This is a genomic window from Rugamonas brunnea (assembly GCF_014042345.1).
In the GTDB taxonomy this organism is placed as follows: Bacteria; Pseudomonadota; Gammaproteobacteria; order Burkholderiales; family Burkholderiaceae_D; genus Rugamonas; species Rugamonas brunnea.
Genome location: NZ_JACEZT010000039.1, coordinates 1 through 3,423, shown reverse-complemented (window position 1 = coordinate 3,423; position 3,423 = coordinate 1). Strand labels below are relative to the sequence as shown.

6 protein-coding genes are annotated in these 3,423 nt (G+C 51.4%); 3 read left to right on the top strand and 3 right to left on the bottom strand.

Annotation, left to right across the window (positions count from 1 at the left end):
- Positions 1-122: 122 nt before the first annotated feature.
- Both H3H37_RS26270 and H3H37_RS25315 read right to left on the bottom strand, forming a co-directional pair.
- Complete coding sequence (locus H3H37_RS26270) at positions 123-635, bottom strand: TniQ family protein (RefSeq protein ID WP_375540032.1); 513 nt, start codon at positions 633-635, stop codon at positions 123-125.
- A gap of 371 nt (positions 636-1,006) precedes the next feature.
- Complete coding sequence (locus tag H3H37_RS25315; protein WP_182167761.1) at positions 1,007-1,498, bottom strand: hypothetical protein; 492 nt, start codon at positions 1,496-1,498, stop codon at positions 1,007-1,009.
- 137 nt (positions 1,499-1,635) lie between these two features.
- Here H3H37_RS25315 and H3H37_RS25310 point away from each other — a divergent pair, with 137 nt between their 5' ends.
- From H3H37_RS25310 to H3H37_RS25300, 3 genes are all read left to right on the top strand, one after another.
- Positions 1,636-1,872, top strand: coding sequence for a helix-turn-helix domain-containing protein (locus tag H3H37_RS25310; protein WP_182167759.1), 237 nt, complete (start codon positions 1,636-1,638; stop codon positions 1,870-1,872).
- 128 nt (positions 1,873-2,000) lie between these two features.
- The gene (locus tag H3H37_RS25305) at positions 2,001-2,252 is read left to right on the top strand and encodes a helix-turn-helix domain-containing protein (protein ID WP_182167757.1); all 252 of its coding nucleotides are present in this window, start codon (positions 2,001-2,003) and stop codon (positions 2,250-2,252) included.
- A gap of 122 nt (positions 2,253-2,374) precedes the next feature.
- Entirely contained in the window at positions 2,375-2,797 is a 423-nt protein-coding gene (locus H3H37_RS25300) for a hypothetical protein (protein WP_182167755.1), read from the top strand.
- Here H3H37_RS25300 and H3H37_RS25295 read toward each other — a convergent pair.
- Positions 2,794-3,138 (bottom strand): STY0301 family protein, encoded by a 345-nt coding sequence (locus H3H37_RS25295; protein WP_182167753.1) that lies wholly within the window; start codon positions 3,136-3,138, stop codon positions 2,794-2,796. The genes H3H37_RS25300 and H3H37_RS25295 overlap by 4 nt on opposite strands.
- Positions 3,139-3,423 lie beyond the last annotated feature (285 nt).

Genomic DNA, 3,423 nt, shown 5'->3' with positions numbered 1-3,423 from the left:
CGGCCTGCTTCAGGATGGCGATGATCTGGCTGTCGGTAAAACGGGAGGTCTTCATGCTGCAGAACTTTCAAAAATCAAATTGAGAAAATTCTACTTTCAAACGCTATCATCTGGTGGGGGGATTACCATATGATTCGGCTTGTCCACCTATCGCCCAGCTCCTGGCGATGGAACGCGACCGGTTCTTCGCAACTCGGACAGCACTCGTGAAGCATGATGTCGTGCACCGTGCAGAAAGTAGAAAGCGCCAGGCGCCAAGACCTTCGGTAATAAGGGGAGGCATCCTGTGCGAGACATAACGGGCAAAACTGCATGGCATGTCGTCTGCGCTTCCGATGATAGACCCCCGAGGGCAGAACCCAGTCGGAATTTGATTTCACAACCAGGCGCTCAAACAGCTTGCCTTCAAGACTTTGCAAGCACGTCTCCCTTGCCCTGTCGAGCGGTGTTCCTGACAGCTCGGCAACTCGGGCTAAAGTAGCATCGTCGATGGACCGGTCAATGTCGCGGGTCCATATTTGCTTTTTTCGGCCCCAGACTTGGACCTCCAGAGTATGCAGCTTCAGTCCATTTGCCTGGGCTATTCGACAAAGCCAAGACGAGAAAATCTCGTCATCCTTTGGTTGCGGATGCACTGGCAAAACCCGCCCTGATAAACCTGTCACACTGAATCCTTCAGTATTAGGATGTGTGCACCGGCCCGTTGAATCTCACGGCGCAGCGATCGAGAAGCGCCTCTCTCTCTGCGCCCAGAAGTCCAAGCTTTCCTTTCGCTTCCTCTGAAGTGATAAGGCAAAGCAGCTTCCCGATTCGCACGGCTCCCTTCAGGTAACTGATGCGCATATCGATTTCAGTCACCAGTTCTTGTTTGCGTGCTGGCGCACCGTCAGCGATCGACGCCAATAGGCGCGATCGTTCCGCCGAGAGCAAGAGCTCAAAGTAATTCTGGAAGTGTCTTTCCAGCTGGGGTGCTGGGCTATCAGACTTTTGAGGACGTGATGACATGTCAGTGATTGATGAGGATGTCCAGACGCTCTATCGAGTCCTGGGCGTGCGCGTAATTCAGCATCCAGATTCGCACAGTCGGGCGATTGATGTCGGTAGTGCCAATTTCGATGGCCACATTGTGCCGCGTAGTGCGGCCCGAGCCCGCAACGGTTGCGCCAATAGCGATGCCGCCGCCGCTCGTTTTTTCGTCATACGTAATTCGCCAGGTGCGAATAAATTTGTAGTCGAGAATCTCGACCTGTTTTCCGGCTTTGGTGACGTATGCGATCTTGCGATTCTTTTTATCAAAGGCCATTACGCCCTTTGCTGTATTTCGGCCGATCACAGTGTTGTAGTCTTCGCGTGTGGTGCCAAACGAAGTCCCGTGGCGCTTATTGAGGTCTGCCATCATCGCGTAGAACTGGTCCACTCCATGCCAAAAGATCTTTCGATAGCCCCAGTAAAGGCAGTAAATCACGAGTCCAACGACCAACAAAATTACGTATTCCATCCCTTTTCTCCAGCCTTGATGCGCATATTTGCGCAGCCATTGCGAGGTGTTCCCAGGTCAACGGGAACGTCCTAAACCAAGCAATCGGCATATTATCCTATTTTGGGATAATTTCTCGCAAATGGTTCCATCGGGGGATGAAATCCATCCATCGCCCGAAATACGTCGAGCTCATAGAGAAATTAGTGGAAGCGCGTAATGCCCATGGGGTAACGCAAATTGAACTGGCGGCTCGGCTGGTGAAGCCACAGTCTTATGTTGCTAAAGTCGAGGCGCTTGATCGAAGATTGGATGTCATCGAACTGGGCGACTGGCTGCACGCATTAGGAGAGCCTCCCGCAAAATTTATGGGACGACTCAGTTGGTGGAAGTAGCCTCCGGCGAGTTTTCCCTCATGCTCTAGAAACGCGGTCTCCTGGCGGCATTTGCAGAGAGACTGTGATGTGCAACATACTGCACAAAATGCTTTTCCGTTCCAATGATGTGCAGTATCCTGCACTTTATGGATACCGTGGAAATTGGAAAAATCGTCGCGGCGAAGCGCAAGGAGCTTGGACTAACCCAGCAGTCTCTGGCAGACCGGGCCGATGTCAGCAGGCGCACGCTGATCGAGCTGGAGCATGGACGTAACGACCTTTGCGTCCGGCGGTTGCTACGCATAGTGGCCTCAATCGGCTTGCAGATCGATGTCCGTCCTGCGTCAGGACGTCCCACCGAAGATCAATTACACGATATCTTTCGTGACGAAGAATAGCTGCTTCGTTGTGGCGTTGGATTGCCCGCTCCGACGATGAACAGTGTGCGCGCTTCTGCAAATTCGAATCGACATATTGGCCTCTTGACGCTACAAACAACAAAGGACTCTCAGAAATGGAAATGACAAAACTTGACGCGGCAGTCCACCAGCTTGTTGTGGCGATGCGTCTGTTTTTTGAAGGCGATTATTTATCGTCACTGACCCTCGCCGGCGCGGCGGAAGAGATTTTGGGGAAGCTGTCCATTAGAGCTGGCTTGCCAGTTGCGGTCGACTTTATAACTGAGTATCACTATGAAGACGTCGATGAGACGATTCCAGAAGGGCAGCGGAAGAAGGTTCTGTTGGGGATCTTGAATCGTGTCAGAAACCAGGCCAAGCATGCAAACGACGAAGCGGAAACACACGTTGAATTTGACGCGACTGAGGCGCTTCAAATGATTATGCGGGCCTTGCCCATGGCACAAAACTTAAAGGGCTCCATGGCTGGATACAAAGAGCAATTGGATGTCTGGATTGAAGCACATCCGGAAGCGTTTGTTTAACTTGGACGGTACCATAGCCCAAGACTCTTCTGCCACTGGCAACGAATGTCCATCAGCTTGTCGTTCTTTTTCGGATAGGTCTCGGTGCATTCGGCCGTGCTGTCGTCAATCCGCTTCGACAGGAGGACGTCATGTTGCCCGTTCTCTCCGTAGAAGCATGCCATCCATTTTTCTACGCCGACCATCTCGCTAAGCTGGGTCCATTTCTCAACGTCCTGGCCGCGCACAGTACCGGCAAAAGAAAGTTTTGAGATCGTCATGGTGGATGGCGCCCCGTGGCGCAAGAAGAAGGCCGCATGGTTTCCTTTGTCCTTGCTCGGATAGGCGCAGATAATTTTCACTGTGGTTAGGCTAAAAGCATTTGCATGTGGGTCAATCTGACCCGTCTAAAATTGGCAAAGAGATGTCCGCGTTGTTCTGCAAATTTGTTTCTAAAAGTCTTTGTTTTGCAGGAAAAAACTGAGTTTTTCATGGGTCATTTTGCATGCAAAATGACCCATGTTAATTTGCATTGAAAATTGACCCATCTTCCCCACGAATTTGCAACGGAATCTGACCCACGTTCATAGCACAATCCTTCCTGTCCTTTCGACAGGAGATCGGAGTGATCGACGTGGCTTTACTAG

Bases quoted from the DNA above. Each gene is read 5' to 3' on its own strand.
- H3H37_RS25315 (WP_182167761.1), bottom strand. From the start codon at position 1,498: ATGGAATACGTAATTTTGTTGGTCGTTGGACTCGTGATTTACTGCCTT.
- H3H37_RS25310 (WP_182167759.1), top strand. From the start codon at position 1,636: ATGAAATCCATCCATCGCCCGAAATACGTCGAGCTCATAGAGAAATTA.
- H3H37_RS25305 (WP_182167757.1), top strand. From the start codon at position 2,001: ATGGATACCGTGGAAATTGGAAAAATCGTCGCGGCGAAGCGCAAGGAG.
- H3H37_RS25300 (WP_182167755.1), top strand. From the start codon at position 2,375: ATGACAAAACTTGACGCGGCAGTCCACCAGCTTGTTGTGGCGATGCGT.